Raw genomic sequence first — 20,384 nt, 5'->3', positions numbered from 1 at the left:
TTACAATTGAAAAAACGAACAATTTATACAAACGCTGCATTATTCAGAATGAATTTTACGGCGTTTTTACGTTGAATTACAAATAGCTATAATTATTAGGTATTTGCTATATTTCGCTGTTTCTATTAAGGCAGATCTTAGTATAATAAAATGGCGGTGGCATAAAATACATACTAGGATTTATGTTTTTAGTAATTAAATTCAGCATAATATAGGAGGTTGGCTAAATGAAAAAGAAGAAAAGCATTTGGGTATTTGCTGTCATAGTCCTAGCTTTTATTATAGGAGCTTTCTTACTTATTAAAAACTTAACAACAACAAGTTATGGTAAAGTTAATATGAAGGTTGGTGTAATTTTGAAGGCTCATAAATACTTTAATCCTAATACAATTAAAGGAAAGCCAATAAATGAAATACGTGAAACTTTAAATAAGGATTCCATTATGTGGAGTGCTAAACCTATACCTTTTTCTAATATAAAAAATGTCAACATAGATATATCCTCAACTAAGATACCTGTACGTATATATACGCCTGAAGGCGGTAGTAAGCTTCCTATAATTATTTATTTACACGGTGGTTTTTGGATTGCGGGAAATCTAGATGCGAGTGATAATGTTTGCAGAAAGCTTTCAAAAAATACAAAAGCAATAGTAGTATCAGTAGATTACCGACTTGCACCAGAAAATCCTTTCCCCGCTGGAATAAATGACGTATATAATTTAATACAGTGGACTTATAAAAATGCAGAGAGTATTAATGGTGATGCAAAACATATAGCTGTTGCAGGAGATAGCTCTGGAGGGAATCTTGCAGCTGCAGTTTCTCAAATGATACGGGATAAAGGTGGACCACATGTAACTTGTCAGGTATTAATATATCCATCTACAAACATATCTGAATTGAATAGTAAGTCTTGGTCTCAGTTGTCCAATGATTTTAATATTTCAAGAGAAGATATGGAGAAATATATATCACTGTACATACCGAAAAAAGAAGATAGAAAAAGCCCTTATGCATCTCCATTGTTAGCTAAAGATTTTAGGGGATTACCTCATGCACTTATAATAACAGCTGAAATTGATCCCTTACGAGATGAAGGAGAAGCATATGCTGAAAAGTTAAAAAAAGCCGGTGATGAGGTAGTTGTTACTAGATATAAAGGTTGTATACATGGTTTTCTTACAATGGATAAGATTTCAAGAGAAGGAGAGAAAGCTTTAAATGAAATTTCTTTATATCTTCAAAAGAGTTTCAGAAAGATAAGTCTTGATTTCAATTATAGATTTCGAAACGTTTTTAAAATCAAGGAATGTAACTAAGTAGGTATTCTTTGATTTTTGTTATTAATAAAGAGATATTTGTCGCAAAAAAAGAATTTAGAATTTAAACAGAGCATTTCAAGGAGTAAAGCTAGTAAGTGAATAGTATGATTCAAAATAGAAAAAAGTAAAGGTGCAAAGTGAATAAATATTATGATATGATAATGGATGAAAGAAACATAGGTGAAGGGGATACTCCATTTACTCAAGATTACAAAAATAAATATAAGGAAGTGTTAGAAGAGCTTTTTGATGTGCTAAATACATATAGGGAAAGTAAAGATAATTTATTAAGAAATGCAAAATTAAAATAAAATCAAGATTTTTATGAAATTTTGTATATTAACCATAACCGAAGGAATGATATTTATTATGAGAAAACAGAGAAGAAAACAAAGGAATGAACTTATGAACAATAAAAAAGGCATTATAATAGGGGTAAGCGCTTTAATTTTTATTTATTTAGGAATGTCAGTATTTTTTATGAACCATTTTTATTCGAGCACTCAAATTAATGGAATTGATATTTCATTTAAAACTATAAATGGGGCAGAAGAAAAAATATCATCAGTTATTTCTACATATTCATTGGAAGTTGAAGGACGAGATGGAGTTAAGAGTAAAATTAATGGAAAAGAAATTGGTTTAGCATGTAATGAAAAGGATAGAATCAAAGAGCTTAAAAACAAACAAAATCCATTTAAGTGGATTACCTCACTTTTTAGTAAAAATCAGATGCAAATAGATGGCCTAATAACTTTTGACAAAGAACTGTTAAAAGAAAAATTAAACAAGGAGAATTTCTTTAGCAGTAAGAAGATAACTGAGCCTAAAAATGTTTCTTTTGAGTATTCAAGCAATGGGTATAAGATGATAGATGAAGTTAATGGAAACAAGATAAAGAAAGATGCTGTATACGAAAATGTAGAAAATGCAATTTTAAAACAAAAAAACATATTAAATTTGAATGAGGCTAATTGTTATGAAAAACCAAAGTATACTTCAAAATCTAAAGAGGCTAAAGAAGCTATAGATCTTCTTAATAAGTATACAAGTTTGAAGATTACACATACATTTGGTGATAATAAAGAAGTGGTAGATGGTTCAACTATAAATAAATGGCTTTATGTAGATGAAAATATGAAGGTTGCATTTAACGAGGAGCAGATTGGAAAGTATGTATATTCATTAGCTGCTAAGTATAATACATTTGGAAAAACAAGAACTTTCACTACATCATCAGGAAAAGTAGTACAAGTATATGGTGGTAACTATGGGTGGATTATTAATAAGCCTGAAGAAGTGAAGAGTTTAATTGAAGCTATAAAAAAAGGTAAAGATGTAACGAAAGAACCAATATATTCACAAAAGGCAGTATCTCGTGATAATAATGATATTGGAAATACATACGTAGAAATCAATTTTACAAAACAACATTTATGGTTTTATAAGAATGGTGCTCTTGTTACAGAAGGAGATGTTGTTACTGGAGATATAAGCCAAAATTTTGGAACCCCTTCAGGTACATATGTATTAAATTATAAAGAAAGAAATGCTACATTAAAGGGAGAAAATTATAGTGCACCAGTTGATTTTTGGATGCCTTTTAATGGGAATATAGGTATTCATGATGCAACATGGAGAACAGAGTTTGGAAAAGATATTTATATGAAAAGTGGTTCTCATGGGTGCATAAATTCACCATATAGTTTAGCAAATGCAATATATGATAATATTGTACCAGGAACTCCTATTGTTTGTTATACTGAGTAGTCTATAATTTGATAGAATTAAAAAAGATAGACTTCCTTAGAAATAAAGTGCTGGATTTATATTTAACTAATATGATAAAATAGGATTTATTTTAATAGTGCAACAACTTGTTGCACTATTAATTTTTATTGTTCTTTAACCTGAGCTAAGGAGGATAAAATGAATATAAGTAATCTTTTTTTTCACATTCATTATTGCAATATGAGGCAATTTAATGATTCTCGGAAATATTCATCAAAAATCACTAGAACACTTCAACATCATGAACTAATACTCGTTACCGGAGGAAAAGGGAATGTTGTAGTTAAAAATAAAAGATATCAGATAAAGGAAGGGATGATGTTCTACATTTGTCCTGACGTATTGCATTGTATAGAGGCAGATAGTGATGATCCCATTTGCTTTATGTCAGTGCATTTCAGCTATATAAATGTGGTCTTTAATGATAACAAATGGAATATTAGAAACGAAACTGAAATGCTCCCGCTTTATTCTGTACAAGAATTAAAGGACTACTATCATGTCAGTAATGTATTTGAAAAATTAGTTAATAGCTGGAATATAAAGCTGCCTGGTTATGAACTTATTACTAAGGCTTTACTTCAGCAATTAATTTTTGAAATCTTCCAGAGTATAAAAAAGCAAAATCAGAATTACTCAATATCCTTAAAAATAGAAAAAATTATTAAATACATGCATAAGAATATAAATAATAGGCTGACTTTGACTGAGTTATCAGAGATGGTACAGCTCTCACCTACGTACCTATCAAGAACTTTCAAGGCTACTACAGGATATTCTGTAATTGGTTTCTTTAATAAGATGAAGATTGATAAAGCTAAAGAGCTTATAATTGAAGGGGATAAAAAAATAAAAGAAGTGGCACAGGAACTTGGATTTACTGATGAATTTTATTTTAGCAGAATATTTAAAAGAATTGAAGGGATAAGTCCCTCAGAATTCTATAGCAAAAATGTCCATGTGGTTTAATATAGTGCATGGTATAAAGCCAATCTGTAGGTTAAAATGAGGATAGTATTGTTAAGTACTTTTTTACAACAATTAAAGCATAGCAGAAGGAAGGCTTATATTCATGAAAGTATGGAAAAGAAATTTAATAGTTTGCTGGTTTGGAATGTTTGTAACAAGTGTAGGCATGAGTCAGATTGCTCCAGTATTGCCGCTGTATATAAAACACCTTGGAGTTCATAGTACAGCTTTAATTGAACAATTCTCAGGAATTGCTTTTGGTGTTACCTTTATAATTTCAGCTGTCTTTTCGCCAATTTGGGGGCGGGCTGCTGATAAGTTTGGACGAAAGCCAATGCTTCTGCGAGCAAGCCTTGGTATGGCATTAGTTGTATTTAGCATGGGTTTTGCACGCAATGTATATCAACTGATAGGATTAAGATTGCTGCAGGGAGTTATAACAGGCTATAGCACCGCTTGCACTACATTGATTGCAACTCAGACAGATAAGGAACATGCAGGATGGGCTTTAGGTACACTTTCTACAGCGTCTATTGCAGGCTCTCTGCTTGGACCAATGATTGGTGGTTATATAGGAGAAAACCTTGGATTACAAAATGTATTTTTTATAACAGGTGCGCTGCTGCTCATTGCATTCATTACAACTGTTTTATTTGTAAAGGAAACTTTTAATCGTCAAGAGAAAAAGGTTCTTGGTACTAAAGAGATATGGAGCCTTATTCCAAACAGAAGTTTAATAATCACAATGTTTGTTACATCTTTTGTATTAACCTTGGCATTATACTCTATAGAGCCAATCATAACAATATATGTTACCCAACTGTCTAACAATACTAACCATGTCGCACTGCTTGCTGGAATGGTATTCTCAGCTTCAGGGATGGCAAGTATAATTGCTGCCCCAAGACTGGGGAAAATTTCTGATAAAATTGGACCACATAAGGTTATGTTAGTTGCACTTTTAGTAGCAGGAGTAATTTTTATACCACAAGCCTTTGTAAGAAATCCTTGGCAGTTGATGGCGCTTCGTTTTTTATTAGGATTAGCAACAGCAGGATTGCTTCCTTCTGTTAATGCCTTAATTAAGAGAATTACACCAGATTCTCTTACAGGTAGAGTTTTCGGTTTTAACATGTCGGCATCGTATCTAGGTGTATTTGGAGGTTCAATTTTAGGTGGACAAATATCTGCCTATTTGGGTATTAGATATGTATTTTTTATTACAAGTACATTGTTACTGATAAATGCATTATGGGTTTATTCTTCAGTATATAAAAAGCTAGCTTAAATTAATAATCATAATATATATAGCAAAATGAATAGGAGAGTAAAAAAATGGAAGATTTAAAATTAACAAATGTAACCGAATTTATTAAAGCAGAAAGAACAGCACTTGTAGTCATAGACTTGCAGAATGGAATTGTAAACAGAGAACTTTCTCCTCATACAGGTGCGCAGGTTGTTCAGAATACAAGTAAATTAATTAATGCATTCATAGAGAAGGGTGGATTTGTGGCTCTTGTAAGAGTTTCTTCTACAGATGGAAAAGATATGCCAAAGCCAAAAACAGATTCAAATACTAATCCAATGCAATTCCCAAAAGGTTGGGATAGCTTTGTGCCTGAATTAGCAAATATTAAAACTGCTCATACCATCACTAAAAGACAATGGGGAGCATTCTATGGCACTGACCTTGATTTACAGTTACGACGTCGTGGAATCGATACTATTGTATTATGCGGTATCTCTACTGGAATTGGTGTAGATACTACAGCAAGAGAAGCTTATCAACATGGCTATAATCAAATTTTTGTGGAAGATGCAATGACTGCATCAATGAAGGAAGAACATGATTATGTTTGTAAATATATCTTTCCTAGGATAGGTCAGATTCGAACAAGTGAGGAAGTAGCTTCAGCATTAAGATAAAATTAGATACAATAAAACTTACTAATAAATAAAAAAACATAAGCAGGCATACAAAATCTTAAGCAGATATCCAAAATCTATGATTTTGAGATAGTCGCTTACACAGAGTGCTGATTTTGATATGATCGCTTACTCATTCGACAGCATGGAGAAGGAGTTTCATATTTTAGAATGAAAATTAGGCACAAGATACTTTGCTTTATAAGTATCTTGTACCTAATAGAATATTTGATTGTTATTATACTTATTTTGTTATTGATTTGAATGATGCAGTCTGCTCTTTAATACCTCTCTCAGCAGCAAATCTTTCAATACTAGATGCACCAAAGAATCCATCTATTCCTTTTGTTCTTTCAATTACATATGCAGCATCTTCTGGTTCTGCAATAGGTCCTCCGTGGCAGATTACCATAATATCTGGGTTAACTTCTTTACCAGCTTTAATAATGGCTTCAATCTTCTTCACACAATCATCTAAGGTAAGAGCTGTTTTTGCTCCAATTGTACCTTTTGTAGTCAAGCCCATATGTGCTACTAGGATATCAGCTCCAGCGGCTGCCATTGCTTTTGCTTGTTCTGGATCAAATACATAAGGAGTTGTAAGCATGTCCAATTCATGCGCTTTTCTAATCATTTCTACTTCTAAGTCATATCCCATGCCTGTTTCTTCTAAATTTTGTCTGAATACACCATCAATTAAACCTACTGTCGGAAAGTTTTGAACTCCATTAAATCCTAGTTCTTTTAACTGTTTTAAATATACATCCATAACTCTAAAAGGATCAGTTCCACATACACCAGCTAGTACTGGAGTGTGTTTTACAACAGGCAGTACTTCAGAACCCATTTCAACTACAATTTGATTTGCATCTCCATAAGATAATAATCCAGCTAACGAACCACGGCCTGCCATTCTATATCTTCCGGAATTATAGATGATAAGCATATCAGCTCCACCAGCTTCACTACTTTTAGCGGTAATACCTGTACCAGCACCTACGCCTAATAGTATCTTTCCGTTTTTAACTTCTTCCTTAAATTTCTCTATGATTTCTTTTCTTGTCATTGTATTCATTTATAAACCCTCCTATAAATTTATATTTTTGTTCATAGTTTTTTATTGATTTATAATATATCTATGGTCTTATTTATTCATTAAATCTATTAATTTTTGTGCTGCTGCTTCAGCAAACTTTACATCATTAATAGCACAATCCATTTCAACTACTTCTACAACATTTTTGTTTATACCATTTCTTAAGATGTCAAATAACACTTTATCTTCTTCTACGCCATAGAATGGTTGGCCTTCTATGTCTATTGCCGATATGCCTTTTAGAGGTAAAAATAAAGCAGTTTTTTCTTTTGCCATATTTAATTTTTCAACAAGCTTTTTACCGATTGCTTCATTTTCCTCAATGTTTGTTCTCATGAGTGTTACAGTAGGGTTATGCTTATATAAATTGCGGCCTTCAAATTTTATTGGCACTGTATCATAAGGGCCAAAGTTACACATATCAAGTGCACCAACTGATACAACCTGAGGAATATGGTTTTTAGCTGCCGCCTCTAAACGATGTGGTCCTGCATTCAAAACCCCGCCAATAATTTCGTCTGCCCATTCTGTTGTAGTAAGATCTAGCACACCTTCAATAAAGCCAGCATCAATAAGTGCCTCCATAGATTGTCCACCTATACCTGTTGCATGGAACACAAGTACTTCATACCCTCTAGCTTCAAGATATTCTCTAGCTGCCGTAACACAGGGCGTTGTTACTCCAAACATAGTTGTAGCAATCAATGGTTTTTTATCCATTACTTTTGTGTCTTCAAATTTAACCATACCTGCAATTGCAAATACTGCATTTGAAAAAATCTTTGTTGAAATTGAGTTAAGCCCTGCAACATCTACTACAGAAGGCATCATAATAATATCACTTGTGCCTACGTATTGAGAAGTATTTCCAGAAGCTACTGTTGATACCATAACTTTTGGAACACCAATAGGCAGCGCCCTCATAGCTGGTGTTACTAGTGAAGTTCCGCCACTACCACCAAAGGAGATAATACCATCAAATTTACCTTGCTTATATAATTCAGGCAGTAATTTTTCCATTCCCTTTGATAATACTTCTGTTGCTAATGCTCTATCTTTTTTAGAAACTAGAGTTCTTATATCTGTGCCTGCTGCCTCAGCTACTTCACTGTTTGACACGTCTGGTTTAAAGGTTGGCTCAAACACACCAGTGTGAATGGTGAAAGTACCTAAACCCAAACTTTCAATCAATTCCTTTACATATGAATATTCAGCACCTTTCGTATCGAATGTTCCTGCAATAGCGATTGTCTTCAATTTCATAACCTCCTCAATAAATTTAGTTTTACCTAGTTATATAAATGGATTGGAGAACGTTCTCATAACAAAATCATAAGTTAATCATACTTTCTTCACTTCTCAATGTAAACGTTGTTATGTACTATGTTTTTGTGTTTATGTTATATTTTTAGATTTATATTGTTTTGGAGAACACCCTTTATACTTTTTAAACATCTTACTAAACTGCGCATAATCTTGATAACCAACTAATTCTGCTAACTCTGATAACTGTATATTTTCTTTATTTAGGATTTCTGCTGCTTTATTTATACGGAATTTAACTAGATACTCTGGAAAACTACAACCTACCTCTTTTTTAAAAAGGCTACTTAAGTAACCTCTAGATACATGGGCTACCTTAGCTAAATCTAAGAATGAAATATCATTCATATAATTTTGAGCAACATATTCCTTCACAAATTCAACATAGTTATAGTGTTTTGTAATTCCATCTAGCATCTTAAGCAATAAATCATCTTCATCAAGTTGTGCTGATACTTTAAAAGCTTTTGTTATATTTGTAATAGATTTTTCAGATGGAATTCTCTCAAAGGCTGATCCACCTATATATCCCATCAAATCTTCAGTATTACTATACATGTACTGAACATCAATTGGTGTCTTTACAGGACCACCATATATTAATTTAATCACATCTGGTTTTAACTCATTGCATCTATTAAATATCTTTTCCATTTTTACCTTTGCAGCTTCAAGTGAAAATACTTTTTTGCCCCTAATAGCCCCCCACCTGTTAGGCCTAAATGTACGCAAATGGCGTCAGCACCAGCATCAATCATTTGTTCTGCTTGCACCTCGTTAAATACAAAGGCAACTGTGAACATATTTTTTACATGGGCAACTCTTATAGCTTCCACTTCAATCAAATAATGATATCCAGCTTCTTCGAGAGCCTCACCAAATTGACTATCTATAAGTCCAACTGTGGGGTAGTTATTAATACCTGAAAAGCCCATATCTTTTATTTTATCTATGTAGCTTTCTATATCTTTTGTAGGGTCAGTTGCATTAAATCCAAAAATAATAGGTATATCTTTTACTAAGGGTATTATCTCTCTTGCAGAAAAATCCATTACCATATCATTGCTATTGCAAAATGGCAGAAAACCTGCTAATGAACTTCTTCCCATTTGTCGAAACCTACCGGAATTTAGCATTAAAAGAAAATCAGCTCCACCTTTTTCAGCATACTTTGCTGTCATACCTGTACCTGTTGCTACACCAATAATATGATTTCCATTTTTGATTTGTATTTTTATATTCTCTAATATCTTTTCTCTCTCCATATTTTTAGACCCCTTATATTGTTTGTAATTAATTATTTTCTATAGGAAGATAATTACATTATATGGATAGTAGATAATAAAATCAAATAATTACCTAAATTTTTTAATTATTTATTCTCGTTAAGGAGGCTTTGTAAATTAAATAAATTCTATAGCAGGTATGTATGATGTAATAAAAAAAGCTTTAACAGTATTAGAGGGGGAAATAGGTTGGAAAAGAAAGTTTTCTGCTTGTATGCGGGGCCGATGAGGGGATGAATGTATTCGATGGGATAATAGCAACATATAGAGAGATTGCTCACTATATGAAGTGGGAAGACAAAGGAGTGCTGGCAGTTCAAAAGGTTAATGAAAAAGGTGCTATTGAAGCAACGGATGCACTTATGAAAGTAGAAGAACTGGGGAAGTCATTGTAGAAAAGATTTTTGATTAGGGATATGGCTATTTAGTCATATCCCTATTTTGCTTTTCAAGATCTTCCTCTAAACATTCAGCTCCAAATTTGTGCATCATCTCTAAGATAGGAATTAATTTTCTACCAACATCTGTTAGGCTGTATTCGACTTTAGGTGGTACAACAGGGTACACCTTCCTGTGTATAAGATTATCTTCTTCTAAACTTTTTAACTGGCGTGAAAGTACTTTTTGAGCAACATTAGGTAGTTTTCTCTGAATATCGCTGAATCTAAGTTTTGAATAACTTAAATACCATAAAATCAGTATTTTCCATTTTCCAGAAATCATGTCCTGAATTAGGACCATTGGACACTGTTCATATTGAAGGCACTTCTCCTTCATATAGCATTCTTCATGCCTATTTGTTAACTGCTCCATTTTAAAACCCCCACTAATTAGTGATGACTTTTTTGTCACAGTATGACAAAAAAGTGCATACTTGATAAAAGATGAATTAAATAATATTATAATATCATAGAAAATTAATGAAAGATAGCTATCATAAATAAATGCATTTATTTGTATGTATAGAAAAATAATAATCACGAAAGATATTAAACATTAAATTAAATTTAAAGTGAGGTAAATTACTGTGAGTAAAGTATTATATATTAAAGCAAATACAAAATCAGAAGGATCATCAAGAACTTTTAAAATTTCAGATAACTTTGTTGAACAGTATAGGGAACTTAATCCTAATGATAAAATTATAACTTTAGATCTATACAAAGAGGGCATAGGATTTCTAACAGAAGAGGGTATCAGCCTTCATAGACCAGCACCTGGTGAAGGCAAAGAACATCCAATTTTAAAATATGCGTATCAATTTGCTGAAGCAGATAAATATATAATTGCAGCACCAATGTGGAACTTAAGCTTTCCAGCAATACTAAAAGCATATATTGATTATATAAGTGTTACAGGAATTACATTTAAGTATACTGCAGAGGGACCAGTTGGTCTATGTCAAGGGAAAAAAGCAGTTCATATTGTTGCAAGAGGTGGCGGATATTCAGAGGGGCCAGCTGCAGCGTATGAAATGGGAGATAGATATTTAAGAACAATCTTTGCTTTCCTTGGAATAACTGACTTTACTACAATATCAGCAGACAAGTTAGATGTTATTGGTGAAGATGTAGAAGCAATTGTAAAAAATGCAATTGAAAAGGCTGAAGAAAAAGTGAAAAACTTTTAGCACTTATCCTAAGAGTTAATTACTAAAAGAATGGATAGTCAAATCTAAGCTATCCATTCTTTTAGTAGTAATTGTTACAAAAAATAAATAAAAGTGCATTACATAGCAGCATTGAGTGCTTGATTAATAGTTAAGGGAAGTAAAATTATTAGTAATATAAGGGAAGGGGAAAGGTATGGATTACATTAATAATACAATTAGCAATTTACAGCAAATATGTTTTGACTGTAAAGACTATGATACAGTAAATTGTATTAAAGCTAAATGCAATATTGGATTTGCTCTAAGTGTAGTAAATTCGATTAAAAAAAACGGATTGACAGTGGTTAGAGATGGAGTGCAACTTATTCCAAAAGAAGATATGAAACCTTATGATAATGCAATGATGGCAAGATGTATAGCATCTATATGTAAGTTATGTAAAGAGTGTAATGAAAGGCATAATGAAAATTGTGCTGTTTCATTAGCTAGAAGATCTCTTGAAAGTATATTTTTAAAAGAAACGGTTTATTATCCAGGTAACATACTAACATATATTTTTAATGTTGCTAAACAAAACCCTAGTTTTGCTAACTTAATTCAACAAGAAATTAAACAATTGAATCAATTGTAGAAGTTGGTTAAATTACCCAAACATGATATTAACAAAAGTATTATGTTTGGGTAATTTGAAAAGTTTTATATCACAAGATAATTTCTATAATTTATCCGATGACTACCCGTTTTAATACCCCATCGCCCTCTGTGAAAGCGATTCACACAAAATCAGATGAGTTTTGAAATCCCATCTGATTCAAGTTTTCACTTCATCGTTTTACTACGTTAAAATTATCTTCTATCAAAAGCCAGTTTTGTGGGAAAGGAAGACCTAATTTCCAATAACTAACTCCTCGTAAATTAAGCTCTTTTACAAGATCAAACTTCGCTTGAATTGATCGCGCATCTTCAAACCATACTATATGCTGTTTTCCTTGGCTATCGGTATAATTGAAAAAAGGAGCTTGTGCTGTATAGTCATATCTAATTGGCACATTATTTTCTGCCGCTATTTCAATGGCACGCTGAGGGCTGACAGCCTTTGCAGTAGTTCCAGGTACAAAAGGAAGTGTCCAATCATATCCATATAAGTTTTGGCCCATCATAATTTTAGAAGAAGGCATTTCTGTTAAAGCATATTCAATAACTTGCCTAACTTGAGGCAGTGGAGACACAGGCATTGGAGGGCCGCCGCTGTAGCCCCATTCATAAGTCATTAAGACAACAAAATCTGCAATTTCACCATGAGCTCTATAGTCATGGGCTTGATACAATAAGCCTGCCTGAGTGGAGCTTGTTTTTGGTGCCAAAGCTGTAGACATCATCAAACCTTCTGAAGAGAGCCTTGCTTTTGCCTTCCTCAAAAAGTTATTATAGTTTTCCCTTAATTCAGGAGGCAAAAACTCCAGATCAAAATGTATATCGCTAAAACCATATTGTTTTGCTGTTGCGACGATGTTATTAAGCAGACGATTTTGTACTTCTGTATCTGTCAAAATGATTCTCCCGAGCTCCGTGCTGAATTGCCCGTTTTCAAGGTTAGTAACTACCAGCATTAAGGCTGCATTATTCGCTTTGGCTATGGCTGGAAAATTATTTAATGGAGGAGCTTTCAATGTTCCATCTCTCTGAATCTGGAAGCTAAATGGTGCTAGGTATGTCAGAAATGGTGCTGCACTTCGAGCTGCCTGCTCTAATTCAGGGGCTACCTTTCCAGCTATTGGTTCAACATATGCATTTATTTCTGCATCTCTTTTAGGTCGTGGAGGAATATACAATCTTAATCCAATTTGCAGTGGCTGAGTAGCTGAAATTCCATTAACCTGTGCAAGTGTTTGATAGTTTATTCCAAAACTGCGCGCAATGCTGTACAAACTATCTCCCGGTTGTACCCAATAGAAGCTTCCTACAATAGGAATTACCAATGCCTGCCCTACCACTAATTGATTAGGGTTTGGAATTTCATTAGCTGCAACAATTGCTGAAACTGTGGAATTATATGCCTGAGCTATTCCAAATATTGACTGTCCTGGTTGAACAACATGAATTTGCATAATATCTCCTTCTTATAAAACTTATCCAATATCATTATATGAGATAGAAGGAGAAGTGTACTAAATATATCAATTAATCTCGTACAACTTTTTAAAAATAATAATGAAGCTTACGATATTTTTACGTCCTAATTTAAACTTGTACAAAAGGGAAAAGTAAGCCAACTAATAAAACTGAGATGGTGGGCAAATATAAAATCACAAGTTAGTAAAATATAATTGAAATTTAACGCTTAAGTCTAGATTTAAAGACTTTAAAGAATACCCATAAGGTAAATGTTGATTTAACAATTAAATATGTAATACCCAATATAAACAATATTAAATGGTGATGGAAATTATATGAACTAAAAATATTAAAAAAATTCAAATTAATCACCTCATAATACATTTAGAGTTATTTTATGTATATATAGTAATATAATACAAGGTTAATTATGGAATTGTTTTATTACATAGTATCAAATTTAAGTTGACAATTCTAATATTATGTTAACTAATAAAAAAGTAAACCATAAACATTATATTCAAGAAAGGCTTAATTATTAAAATAAGAAAATTTAAGATATGTATTGACATATAGTGGAATAAGAGGTATTATAAATACATAATATCAAATTGATAATATCTAAACTATAATAAGTAGAGGCGAAGTATTTTGAATAAACATTTTATAGACAATGAAGAGGAATTCTTGAAGAATTATAATGAAAATGATTATAAAAAGCTGAGTATTACAAACGATATCATAATATTTACAACTGCTGATAGGGAAGAGGATAATCTTAGAAAGGTTCCTAAAAAAGGACTACAGGTTATTTTAATTAAAAGAGATGACTATCCATATAAAGAAAAGTGGGCGCTTCCAGGTGGTTTTGTTGATATAGAAGAAAGTCTAGATGAGGGGGCTAAAAGGAAGCTTAAGGAGAAGACAGGTATAGACAATGTTTATACTGAACAGCTATACACTTTTGGAGATGTTGATAGGGACAAAAGAACAAGGATTATTAGTGTAGGAAACATTGCTTTAGTTGAAAAGAGCAGTATAAGGTTTAATGAAGCAGATTTACAAAAGAAAAGTGAATGGTTTTGGATAGATAAAACTCTTATTAGTTCTGAAAAGCATGAACAGTATATAGAAAACAAACATCTTATATCTCTTAAATCCATTGATGAAAAAATAATAATGAATTATGAAGTAACAGAGAAAATTGGAAGGGACATTTTTAGAAGGAAAGAAACAGCTTATAGGTTATTAGATAACTCTACAGAGAAACTGGCTTTTGACCACTATAAGATATTAGATTATGGAATAGATAGATTAAGAAATAAAGTGGAGTATACGCCAATTGCTTTTAACCTTTTGCCAAGAGTATTTACTGTAAAGGAGCTGCAGAATGTCTATGAAGCAATAATGGGGAGAGAAATTTTAAACTTCAGAAGAAAAATGGGAGAAATGATTATAGAAACTGATGAAAAGATAGAGGGTAAACCCTTTAGACCAGCTAAGGTGTTTAAGTTTAATGAAAACTGGGAGCATAATTTTTAAAAATGAAGAGGATGGTATAAAATGATTTATTTTAATGATGAGAGAATAGAATTTAAGAAATTTCCTAATGGTGAATCCTTAATTGATAGTAAAAGCTTACAGTTAAGAGATGATAATAATGAGATTAGAGTTAATTTTGAAAATGATGAGGATATAACTCACTTGATATTTTTGAAAAGTCATTTAGATGAACTAAAAGTAAAATGTAATTTAATTCTTCCTTATATGCCTTACAGCAGAATGGACAGAACAGAGGGTATAATGATTTTTACACTAAAGCATTTGTGTAAGGTGATTAATAATTTAGATTTTGAGAGTGTAACTATTTATGAGCCACATTCAGAGGTATCTACTGCATTATTAGATAGAGTTAAGGTAGTGGATATGTCTAAAATTTTAGCAGAGAAGCTATTAAAAGAATTGAATGATGGAAAAGAAGAGGTATATTTAGTTTATCCAGATGCAGGTGCAGCAAAGAGATATGGAAAAGAAATATGCTATGAAAAAACTCTAACTGCTAGCAAAGAGCGTGATTTTAGAACAGGACGTATAAAGAAGTTACAGATTAATGGGCATATGGAAAGAAAAAGCTTTAAAGCTATCATAGTGGATGATTTATGTTCAAAGGGTGGCACTTTTATGCTGACAGCTTCTAAGCTAAAGGATATGGGGGCAACAGAAATATACCTAGCAGTCACTCACTGTGAAAATACAGTTTTTCAAGGGGATTTATTAAAGGATGATTTAATAACAGGGATATATACAACCAATAGCATTTTAAATAGAAGGCATGAAAAAATTAAGGTCTACGAAATTTAAGGGGGATTCATTATGAAAAAACTATTAGTAGTTATTGATTACCAAAAGGACTTTGTAGATGGAACACTTGGATTTGAAAAAGCAAAAACATTAGAACAAGGTATATATGATAAAGTTAAGAGATATCTACAAAATGGGGATAAGGTACTGTTTACCTATGATACTCATTACGAAGATTATTTACAAACTAGGGAAGGTAAAAATTTGCCCGTTTCCCATTGTATCAAAGATACTAATGGCCATAAGCTGTACGAGAAAATAAAGGATTTCTCAACTTTAGAAAATACACTGCATTATGAAAAAGAAGGCTTTGGAATATCCAACAAAGATATGCTTCGACTAGCCAGTGAAATAGGAGAAGATATTAAAGAAATTGAATTAGTTGGAGTTGTCACCAATATATGCGTAATTAGCAATGTGGTAATATTCCAATCCCAATACAGAAATGCTGATATTATAGTGGATGCCAGTCTTTGTGCTAGCTTTGATGATTCACTACATGAAAAGGCATTAGATGTAATGGAAGGTCTTCAGGTAAAAGTAATCAACAGGGGGAACTAATAATGATAAGCCCATTTTTATTAACGGATTTTTATAAAACAATTCATCATATGTGCTATGCAAAGGGAATGACTAAATTAGTGAGTTACTGGACTCCTAGAATGTCTAGAAAAGAAAATATGAATAAGATTGTTATGTTTGGACTGCAGCCTTTTATAAAGAAGTATTTGATTCAATACTTTAATGAAAACTTCTTCTATAAGGATAAAGAAGAAGTGATTTCTGAATATAAAAGAATCATTTCTAAAACTATGGGAAATATAGCAGCGGATACAAAGCATATTGAAGCTTTGCACGACTTAGGATATTTACCAATACAAATTAAAGCTGTGTCAGAGGGACTAAAGGTAAATATTAAAACTCCAATGATTGAAATTACAAATACCCATGAGGATTTTGCTTGGCTTGTGAATTATTTAGAAACCTTTATGAGTTGTAATATATGGCAGCCAATGACAAGTGCCACTATTGCATATAGGTACAGAGAAGTAATAGAAAAGTATTTTGATCTTACTGTAGAAAGTGGAGATATAAGAAAAGCTTGTGGAGATTTTAGTATGAGAGGTTTTAGTTCTATAGAAAGTGCAGAACTTAGTGGTGCAGCACATTTACTTTCCTTTCTAGGAACTGCAACAATACCTGCCATTAGCTATTTAGAGGAATATTATAACTGCAATATAGAAGAGGAACTAGTTGGACTTGGAACTCCTTCTACAGAACACAGTGTAATGTGCAGTTACGGCGAAGATGAATTTGCGGCTTATAAGAGATTGATTACTGAGGTATTTCCAAGGGGAGTTTTGAGCATAGTATCTGACACCTATGACTATTGGAATGTTATAACGAATATAATTCCAAGATTGAAAGAAGATATATTAAATAGAGATGGCAAAATTGTCATTAGAGGCGATAGTGGAGATCCGGTAAAAATAATTTGTGGTGATAAGGATGCAGCAAAAGACAGCGAGGAATATAAGGGAACTGTTGAATTGCTATGGAATATATTTGGTGGAGAAATCAATTCAAAAGGATATAAGGTTCTAAACAGTAAAATAGGGGCAATTTATGGAGACAGTATAACTGTAGAAAGATGCGAACAGATTTGTAGAGGATTAGAGGAAAAGGGCTTTGCAGTAAATAACTGTGTCTTTGGGATAGGTTCATACACCTATCAATACAATACTAGAGATACTTTTGGATTTGCTTTAAAGGCTACTCATGCAGTAATAGATGGTGAAGAAAAGTTCATATTTAAGGCACCAAAAACAGATAAAGATAATTTTAAAAAGTCACAAAAGGGAATGTGTTATGTATATAGAGAGGGGCAAGATATTTTATATAAAGATGAATTAACTTTAAAAGAGCAAGAAAAATGTAAGGATAACCTATTAGAAGTTGTATTTAAGGATGGTAAGCTGGCAAAAGATTACTCATTATCTGAAATAAGAAATAGGCTTCACGGGAGCTTCTAGTAACATTTTAGAATAAGATAGAAAATTATTTTTCCTTTTAATTGGAGGTATAAAAATGAGAAAAGATTTTAATGCAGAAAAGGAATGTGAAAATATCATAAATTGGATTAGAGAATACTTTAAGAATCAACCTAGTGCTAAAGGAGCTATCATTGGAATTAGCGGTGGAAAGGATAGTTCTGTAACAGCCAAATTATTAGCTGAAGCTTTAGGAAAAGAAAGAGTATTTGGTGTTCTGATGCCAAATGGAGAGCAGAAGGATATATCTGATAGCTTAAAGATTGTAGATATTCTTGGAATTAATTATAAAATAGTTAATATAGAAAAGGCCTACAATGGATTATTAGAGGGGATTGCAGATGAAAAGTTATCTATTGACGCTAAAATCAATATTCCTCCGAGACTCCGAATGACTACCTTGTATGCAGTTGGAACTAGCATGAATTATAGGGTATGTGGTACCGGAAATAAGTCAGAAGGCTTTGTAGGATATACAACAAAATGGGGAGATAATGCTTTCGACTTTAATCCTATAGGAGACCTAACTACTGAAGAGGTTGTAGCAGTGGGAGACTTTTTAGGCTTACCTTATGAATTGGTTCATAAAACTCCAAGTGATGGGTTGAGTGGAAAATCTGATGAAGAGAAGTTAGGCTTTTCATATAAACAAATTAATGAATATATAGAAAATGGGAGCTGTGGGGATAAAGAAACAGATGAGAAAATTAGATTGAGGCATGAGTATAACAAGCACAAGAGGAACTTGCCACCAAAGTACGAGAGAGCATAAAATCATAAGTTGACTCGTTATTTTTTAGATGTCTATAATTAAGGGAAGCATTTATATAGTGCTTCCTTAAATCATTTTGAGGAAATATTATGTAATTATCTAGAACTATTTTCTTATTTACTCAATATATCAGAAAAGTGATTTTTGGACCACTCTTCAATTATTTTCAATGCAGGAACTAATTCCTGGCCTTTTTCGGTTAATGAGTATTCAACTCTTGGAGGTATTTCTGCGTATACATGTTTAATTATTATTCCATCAACTTCAAGTTGTTTTAGAGATTCGCTTAATACTTTTTGACTTACACCAAAAGTAATTCTTTGTAACTCCAGAAATCTCTTTGGACCATCAGATAAGTGACAAAGTATTACAGCTTTCCATTTACCTCTTATTATTTCAAATCCCAAATCTAGAGCACATATGTATGACTTGCCTTTATGTTCTATCAAAATAAGATCACCTACTTTAACATATATTTCATACATGATTATAATATAAAAAAGAAAAATTAAAAATAGAATTTATAAGCAGTGCAGAAAAATATTTTATTGATTTATTTTTAAAGGTATAGAATAAATCACAATTCCTACTTTAAAGTAAGTTAGCTAACCTTAAAGTGCCTACTTGTTGCAAAGAGTTGTGTTAAATATACTATATTTAGTGTGGAACAATAAAGGTATTTAAAGTAAAAATAAGTCAGTGAAAGGATTTTTATAATCTTGTCACTAGATATATAAAGGAGAGATGAACTAAATGAAAGTAGTTGCATTTAATGGAAGCCCTAAAGAGAAAGGGAATACATTCCATGGAATAAAAATGGTTGCTGAGGAACTAGAAAAAGAAGGCATAGAAGTTGAGATTATTCATGTAGGTAATAAGGCTATAAGAGGCTGTCTTGCTTGTAATGGCTGCGTAAGAAATCAAGACGAAAAATGCGTGATTAAGGATGAAGTGAATGAATGGATTCAAAAAATGAAAGAGGCAGATGGTATAATACTAGGCTCTCCAGTTCATTATTCAGCTATAGGAGGAACAATGAAATCATTCTTGGATAGAGCTTTTTATGTTACAACTGTAAACCAATCTATGCTAAGACATAAGGTGGGAGCTGCAGTTGTTGCTGTGAGACGTTCAGGAGGTATTCCTACTTTTGGACAATTAAATAATTACATTAATTATTCTGAAATGCTTATGCCAACTTCAAACTATTGGAATGTAATACATGGAACAGCTCCAGGAGAAGCTAAAGAAGATGAAGAAGGTACACAAATAATGAGAGTCCTTGGTAAAAATATGGCTTGGCTTATGAAATTGGTTGAATATGGAAAAGGAAAAATTGAAGAACCTGAAAAAGAAGGTAAAGTATTCACAAACTTTATTCGTTAAATTTATCCGATGTCTAACGCCACTAACACCCCAACGCACTCTGTGAAAGCGATTCACACCAAATCAAAGATTTGGGTTCTCTGCTTTTCTTAAAGTTGGGGATAAGTGGCGCTACAACTCTGGATAACGGCTTCTAAGCTTTAGATGGAGTTTAAAACTCCACCTGAAGCCAAGAATCCTGTTTATAAAGAGATCGCCAAAGCAATGGCGGTCTTTTTTATGATTAAGGATAATAAAGAAGGTTTTTTTTCAGAAATGTCGAATATTTTTATTGATATGTTTTGTGACTTTGTTAAACAGAAGCTTTGCTACTATATCATTTAATAAGGATTTTTAGATAAAATTATTGAATTGTTGAAGAGGATTTG

At 32.3% G+C, this 20,384-nt stretch carries 20 protein-coding genes and 1 pseudogene; 15 read left to right on the top strand and 6 right to left on the bottom strand.

Annotated features, from left to right (window positions below):
• Window positions 1–227 precede the first annotated feature (227 nt).
• From RCG18_RS23560 to RCG18_RS23535, 6 genes are all read left to right on the top strand, one after another.
• Window positions 228–1,322 (top strand): alpha/beta hydrolase, encoded by a 1,095-nt coding sequence (locus tag RCG18_RS23560; RefSeq protein WP_308038424.1) that lies wholly within the window; start codon window positions 228–230, stop codon window positions 1,320–1,322.
• Between the two features lie 140 nt (window positions 1,323–1,462).
• Window positions 1,463–1,636 (top strand): hypothetical protein, encoded by a 174-nt coding sequence (locus tag RCG18_RS23555; protein WP_308038422.1) that lies wholly within the window; start codon window positions 1,463–1,465, stop codon window positions 1,634–1,636.
• 58 nt (window positions 1,637–1,694) lie between these two features.
• Window positions 1,695–3,095 (top strand): peptidoglycan binding domain-containing protein, encoded by a 1,401-nt coding sequence (locus RCG18_RS23550; protein ID WP_308042099.1) that lies wholly within the window; start codon window positions 1,695–1,697, stop codon window positions 3,093–3,095.
• Between the two features lie 159 nt (window positions 3,096–3,254).
• Window positions 3,255–4,085, top strand: coding sequence for an AraC family transcriptional regulator (locus tag RCG18_RS23545; RefSeq protein WP_308038421.1), 831 nt, complete (start codon window positions 3,255–3,257; stop codon window positions 4,083–4,085).
• 103 nt (window positions 4,086–4,188) lie between these two features.
• Window positions 4,189–5,373: a multidrug efflux MFS transporter gene (locus RCG18_RS23540; protein ID WP_308038420.1), complete on the top strand. Its 1,185-nt coding sequence runs from the start codon at window positions 4,189–4,191 to the stop codon at window positions 5,371–5,373.
• 47 nt (window positions 5,374–5,420) lie between these two features.
• Window positions 5,421–6,014 (top strand): hydrolase, encoded by a 594-nt coding sequence (locus RCG18_RS23535; RefSeq protein ID WP_308038419.1) that lies wholly within the window; start codon window positions 5,421–5,423, stop codon window positions 6,012–6,014.
• Between the two features lie 244 nt (window positions 6,015–6,258).
• Here the strand turns inward: RCG18_RS23535 and RCG18_RS23530 are convergent, their stop codons facing one another.
• The 3 genes and pseudogenes from RCG18_RS23530 to RCG18_RS23520 all read right to left on the bottom strand — a co-directional run bounded on the left by RCG18_RS23530 (window position 6,259) and on the right by RCG18_RS23520 (window position 9,698).
• A complete protein-coding gene (locus RCG18_RS23530) occupies window positions 6,259–7,089 on the bottom strand; it encodes a phosphoenolpyruvate hydrolase family protein (protein WP_308038418.1) in 831 nt (276 codons plus the stop codon).
• A gap of 69 nt (window positions 7,090–7,158) precedes the next feature.
• Window positions 7,159–8,367 (bottom strand): Tm-1-like ATP-binding domain-containing protein, encoded by a 1,209-nt coding sequence (locus RCG18_RS23525; RefSeq protein WP_308042098.1) that lies wholly within the window; start codon window positions 8,365–8,367, stop codon window positions 7,159–7,161.
• Window positions 8,368–8,505: 138 nt separating this feature from the next.
• Window positions 8,506–9,698, bottom strand: a pseudogene (locus RCG18_RS23520) (phosphoenolpyruvate hydrolase family protein).
• Window positions 9,699–9,952: 254 nt separating this feature from the next.
• On the opposite strand from RCG18_RS23520, the gene RCG18_RS23515 reads away from it, so the two are divergent.
• Window positions 9,953–10,114: a hypothetical protein gene (locus tag RCG18_RS23515; RefSeq protein WP_308038417.1), complete on the top strand. Its 162-nt coding sequence runs from the start codon at window positions 9,953–9,955 to the stop codon at window positions 10,112–10,114.
• A gap of 25 nt (window positions 10,115–10,139) precedes the next feature.
• Here RCG18_RS23515 and RCG18_RS23510 read toward each other — a convergent pair whose 3' ends face one another.
• Window positions 10,140–10,532 (bottom strand): helix-turn-helix domain-containing protein, encoded by a 393-nt coding sequence (locus tag RCG18_RS23510; RefSeq protein WP_308038416.1) that lies wholly within the window; start codon window positions 10,530–10,532, stop codon window positions 10,140–10,142.
• A gap of 214 nt (window positions 10,533–10,746) precedes the next feature.
• Between RCG18_RS23510 and RCG18_RS23505 the strand changes: the two genes are divergently transcribed.
• Entirely contained in the window at window positions 10,747–11,349 is a 603-nt protein-coding gene (locus RCG18_RS23505; protein ID WP_308038415.1) for an FMN-dependent NADH-azoreductase, read from the top strand.
• A 175-nt stretch (window positions 11,350–11,524) separates the two neighbouring features.
• Complete coding sequence (locus RCG18_RS23500; RefSeq protein WP_308038414.1) at window positions 11,525–11,962, top strand: hypothetical protein; 438 nt, start codon at window positions 11,525–11,527, stop codon at window positions 11,960–11,962.
• Window positions 11,963–12,155: 193 nt separating this feature from the next.
• On the opposite strand, the gene RCG18_RS23495 is transcribed toward RCG18_RS23500, so the two are convergent.
• On the bottom strand, window positions 12,156–13,439 hold the full coding sequence (locus RCG18_RS23495) for a glycoside hydrolase family 18 protein (protein ID WP_308038413.1): 1,284 nt from the start codon (window positions 13,437–13,439) through the stop codon (window positions 12,156–12,158).
• A gap of 658 nt (window positions 13,440–14,097) precedes the next feature.
• On the opposite strand from RCG18_RS23495, the gene RCG18_RS23490 reads away from it, so the two are divergent.
• From RCG18_RS23490 to nadE, 5 genes are read left to right on the top strand one after another with little or no spacing between them, the layout of a single operon-like run.
• Window positions 14,098–14,988, top strand: coding sequence for an NUDIX domain-containing protein (locus RCG18_RS23490; protein WP_308038412.1), 891 nt, complete (start codon window positions 14,098–14,100; stop codon window positions 14,986–14,988).
• A gap of 21 nt (window positions 14,989–15,009) precedes the next feature.
• A complete protein-coding gene (locus RCG18_RS23485; protein ID WP_308038411.1) occupies window positions 15,010–15,807 on the top strand; it encodes a ribose-phosphate pyrophosphokinase in 798 nt (265 codons plus the stop codon).
• A gap of 12 nt (window positions 15,808–15,819) precedes the next feature.
• On the top strand, window positions 15,820–16,368 hold the full coding sequence (locus RCG18_RS23480) for an isochorismatase family cysteine hydrolase (protein WP_308038410.1): 549 nt from the start codon (window positions 15,820–15,822) through the stop codon (window positions 16,366–16,368).
• Between the two features lie 2 nt (window positions 16,369–16,370).
• A complete protein-coding gene (locus RCG18_RS23475; protein ID WP_308038409.1) occupies window positions 16,371–17,840 on the top strand; it encodes a nicotinate phosphoribosyltransferase in 1,470 nt (489 codons plus the stop codon).
• 55 nt (window positions 17,841–17,895) lie between these two features.
• Complete coding sequence (nadE, locus tag RCG18_RS23470; protein WP_308038408.1) at window positions 17,896–18,630, top strand: NAD(+) synthase; 735 nt, start codon at window positions 17,896–17,898, stop codon at window positions 18,628–18,630.
• A gap of 113 nt (window positions 18,631–18,743) precedes the next feature.
• On the opposite strand, the gene RCG18_RS23465 is transcribed toward nadE, so the two are convergent.
• On the bottom strand, window positions 18,744–19,079 hold the full coding sequence (locus tag RCG18_RS23465; protein ID WP_308038407.1) for a helix-turn-helix domain-containing protein: 336 nt from the start codon (window positions 19,077–19,079) through the stop codon (window positions 18,744–18,746).
• 304 nt (window positions 19,080–19,383) lie between these two features.
• Here RCG18_RS23465 and RCG18_RS23460 point away from each other — a divergent pair, with 304 nt between their 5' ends.
• On the top strand, window positions 19,384–20,016 hold the full coding sequence (locus RCG18_RS23460) for a flavodoxin family protein (protein WP_308038406.1): 633 nt from the start codon (window positions 19,384–19,386) through the stop codon (window positions 20,014–20,016).
• The last annotated feature ends 368 nt before the right edge of the window (window positions 20,017–20,384 follow it).

Origin of the sequence: Clostridium sp. OS1-26, from assembly GCF_030915445.1 — a bacterium.
Classification (GTDB): Bacteria; Bacillota; Clostridia; order Clostridiales; family Clostridiaceae; genus Clostridium_AM.
The sequence above is the reverse complement of the archived record's forward strand: the minus strand, read 5'-3'. Positions and strand labels throughout refer to the sequence as shown.